We start from the raw sequence: 3,741 nt of genomic DNA on the forward strand, positions 1-3,741 counted from the left end.
CACCGGCCCGCACCGGGCATAGAGCACGGCGGCTGGGCGCGCGCGGGGTCAGGACGCGCGTCGACTTCTTCGCGCTCGGCGGCCACTCGCTGCTCGCCGCGAAGCTCGCCGCCCGCGTCCGCACCGTCCTGGACGCGGAGTTCTCCATCGCCGACGTGTTCGAGGCGCCGACCGTCGCCGCCCTCGCCCCGCGCCTGGTGGCGCGGCACGGCGTCCGCGTCCGGGACGTGGAGCGGCCGCGGCCCGTCCCGGCGTCCGCGGCGCAGCGCGGCATGTGGCTGGAGGAGCGGCTGCGCGGACCGTCGGCGTCCTACGCCCTGCCGTTCGGCCTCCGGCTCACCGGCGCTCTCGACCCGGCCGCGCTGCGCGCCGCGTTCGCCGACGTCGTCGCCCGGCACGAGGCGCTGCGGACGCTGCTGGTCGAGGGCGACGACGGCCTGCCCGTCCAGCGGATCCTGGACCCCGGCACGCCGGTGGCCCTCACCGTCGCCGACGCCCGCGCCGAGAGCCCGGAGCGCCGCGCGGCCATCGAGCGGGACGCGGCGTCGCACGTCTTCGACATCGCCGCCGACCTGCCCGTCCGCGGCACTCTCGTCCGCACCGGCGACGAGGAGTGGTCGCTGACCCTGCTGCTGCACCACGCGGCGGCCGACGAGTGGTCGTTCACGCCGCTGCTCGCCGACCTCGCCCGCGCCTACGAGGCCCGCCGTGCCGGGGAGGCGCCCGGCTGGGAACCGCTGCCCGTCCAGTACGCCGACTACGCCGCGTGGGAGCGCGCGACCTCCGCCGACCTCTCCGAAGGGCTCGGCCACTGGGAGCGGACGCTCTCCGGGCTCCCGCAGGAGACCGTGCTGCCGTTCGACCGGCCGCGCCCGGCCGAGCCGAGCCACCGCGGCGGCCTCGTCCCGTTCCGGCTCCCGGCGGCCGGGGCGCGGCGGCTCGCCCGCGCGACCGGCACCAGCGTGTTCATGGTCCTGCACGCCGCCGTCGCCGCGCTGCTCCAGCGGTCCGGCGCGGGCGACGACATCGCGCTCGGCACGCCCATCGCCGCGCGCGCCGACGAGGACCTCGCCGGGCTGGTCGGCGTGTTCGTCAACCCGCTCGTGCTGCGCACCGACCTGTCCGGCGACCCCGCGTTCACCGAGCTGCTGGAGCGGGTCCGCGCCGCCGACCTCGCCGCGTTCTCGCACGCGGACGTCCCGTTCGAGCGCGTGGTCGAGCGCCTCGCGCCGGAGCGGTCGCTGGCGCGCAACCCGCTGTTCCAGGTGATGATCGTCCACCAGCGGCTGGACGACGTCCGGCTCGCGCTGCCGGGCGTGCGCGCCGAGCCGTTCCTGCCCGCGACCGGCGGCGTCAAGTTCGACCTCGACCTGTACTTCGCCGAAGGCCCCGCCCGCGCGGGCGGGGCGGACGAGATCGAGGGGTTCGCCGCCCACGCCGAGGACCTCTTCGACGCCGCCACGGTCGAGGGCCTCCTGGACGACCTCGCCCGCCTCCTCGACCAGGTCACCGAGGATCCCGGCCGCCGCCTGTCCGCCCTCGGCGCGCCCGTCGCGCACCCGGACACGGCCCGCGACCTGCCGGTACGGACGGTCGCGGAACTGGTCGAGGCGCAGGCCGCGCGGACCCCGGACGCGACCGCCCTGGTGTTCGGCGGCACCGCGACCACCTACGCCGAACTGGACCGCCGCGCCGAGGCCCTCGCCGACCGGCTCGCGGCGGCCGGCGCGGGACCCGAACGCGTCGTCGGCATCGCCCTGCCGCGCTCCGACGCGTTCGCGGTCGCGCTGCTGGCCGTCCTCAAGACCGGCGCTGCCTGCCTGCCGATCGACCTCGCCTACCCGCGGGCGAGGGTCGACGCGATGCTGGACGCCGCCCGCCCGCTGCTCGTCCTCGGGCGCGACGAGCCGCCCCTCGACGCGCCGCCCCGGGAACGCCCCGACGTCCAGCCCGGCCACCTCGCCTATGTCGTCTTCACGTCGGGCTCGACCGGCGCGCCGAAGGCCGTCGCGGGCACGCAGGAGGCCCTCGCCAACCGGCTCGCGTGGGGCGCCGGCCTCACCGCCCCCGGCGTCCGCGTCGCCAAGAGCTCTCCCGCGTTCATCGACGGGATCACCGAGCTGCTCGGCGGCCTCGTCGCGGGCGACACGGTCGTGATCGCCGACGAGGCCACCGCGGCCGACGCCGTCGCGCTCGGCGACCTCGTCGAACGGCACGGCGTGCGGACGGTCACGCTGGTGCCGAGCCTGCTCGCCGCGCTGGTGGAGCGCGGCCTGCCGCCGTCCGTCACGACCTGGATCAGCAGCGGCGAGGCACTGCCGGCCGCCCTCGCGGCGCGGGTCCCCGCCCGGCTCGTCGACCTCTACGGCTGTTCCGAGGCCGCCGGGGACAGCCTGATCGCGGAGGGCGGAGGACTCGTCCCGATCGCCAACACCCGCGCCTACGTCCTGGACGCCGCGCTCCGCGAGGTGCCCGCCGGCGAGCTGTACCTCGCGGGCGACGGCCTCGCGCGCGGCTACCTCGGCGACCCGGCCCGCACCGCCGAGCGGTTCGTCGCGAACCCGTTCGGCCCGCCCGGCTCCCGCCTCTACCGCACCGGCGACCGGGTCCGGCGCCGCCGCGACGGCGGCCTGGACTTCCTCGGCCGCGCCGACGACCAGATCTCGCTGCGCGGGTTCCGGATCGAGCCGGGCGAGGTCGAGGCGGCCCTGACCGCGCAGGACGGCGTCCGCCGCGCCGCCGTCGCCGTGCACGGGACGCGCCTGGTCGGCTACGTCACCGGCGACGCCGAGGCCGGCGCCGTGCTCGACGGGCTCCGCGCGCGCCTGCCCGCCCACCTCGTCCCGGCCGAGGTGGTGGTGCTGGACGAGCTGCCGGCCACCCCGAACGGCAAGACCGACCGGCGGGCGCTGCCCGAGCCGGGACGGCCCGCCGCCGGGCGCGCCCCCGCGACGGAGGCCGAGCGCGTCCTCGCGCGCCTCGCCGCCGCCGTCCTCGGCCGCGACGCGGTCGGCGCGGACGACGACTTCTTCCGCTCCGGCGGCGACAGCATCGGCGCGGCCCTGCTCGTCGCCCGCGCCCGCCGCGCCGGGCTGTCGTTCACCGTCCGCGACGTGTTCCGGCTCCGGACCGTCGAGGCGCTCGCGCGGGCCGCCGGCACCCCGGCGCCCGTGGCCGCCGCCCAGGACGGGACCGCCGGCGAGCTGCCGCTGTCGCCGCTCCAGGAGGGACTGCTCTTCCACCTGATGATGGCGGGCGAGGGCCGCGACATCTACGTGCAGCAGGCCGTGGTGTCGCTGTCCGGCCCGGTCGACCCGGCACGGATGGCGGACGCGGCGCGCGCCGTCCTGGAGAAGTTCCCCAACCTGCGCGCCGGGTTCCGTACCGACGGCGACCGCGCCGTCCAGTTCGTGCCGGACGCATGGGAGACGCCCTGGACGCACGCCGAAGTCTCCGGTGAGGACGGCCTCGACGCGTTCGTCGACGCGCAGCGCGCCGAGCCGTTCGACCCGGCCGCGCCGCCGCTGATCCGGTTCGCGCTCGCGAGCCTCGGCGAGCATGACCACCGGCTGGTCCTGACGTCCGAGCTGATCCTGCTGGACGGCTGGTCCGGCGGCCTGCTCGTCACCTCGCTGCTGAACGCCTAGGGACGGGGTCGGCGAACGTCGTGCCGTTCACGTCCGTCGGCGCGCAGGACGGCATCGCCCGCCGCGCCGGCTCCGGCACGCGGATCAGCTACAA

The 3,741-nt window shown here is 77.6% G+C and carries 1 protein-coding gene; it reads left to right on the forward strand.

Annotated elements, in window-relative coordinates; all coding sequences use genetic code 11:
* On the forward strand, nt 1-3,647 hold a 3,647-nt coding region (locus tag ABZ914_RS48440), incomplete at its 5' end, for a condensation domain-containing protein (protein ID WP_500201370.1).
* Nucleotides 3,648-3,741 lie beyond the last annotated feature (94 nt).

Origin of the sequence: Spirillospora sp. NPDC046719 (genome assembly GCF_040645715.1) — a bacterium.
Classification (GTDB): domain Bacteria; phylum Actinomycetota; class Actinomycetes; order Streptosporangiales; family Streptosporangiaceae; genus Spirillospora.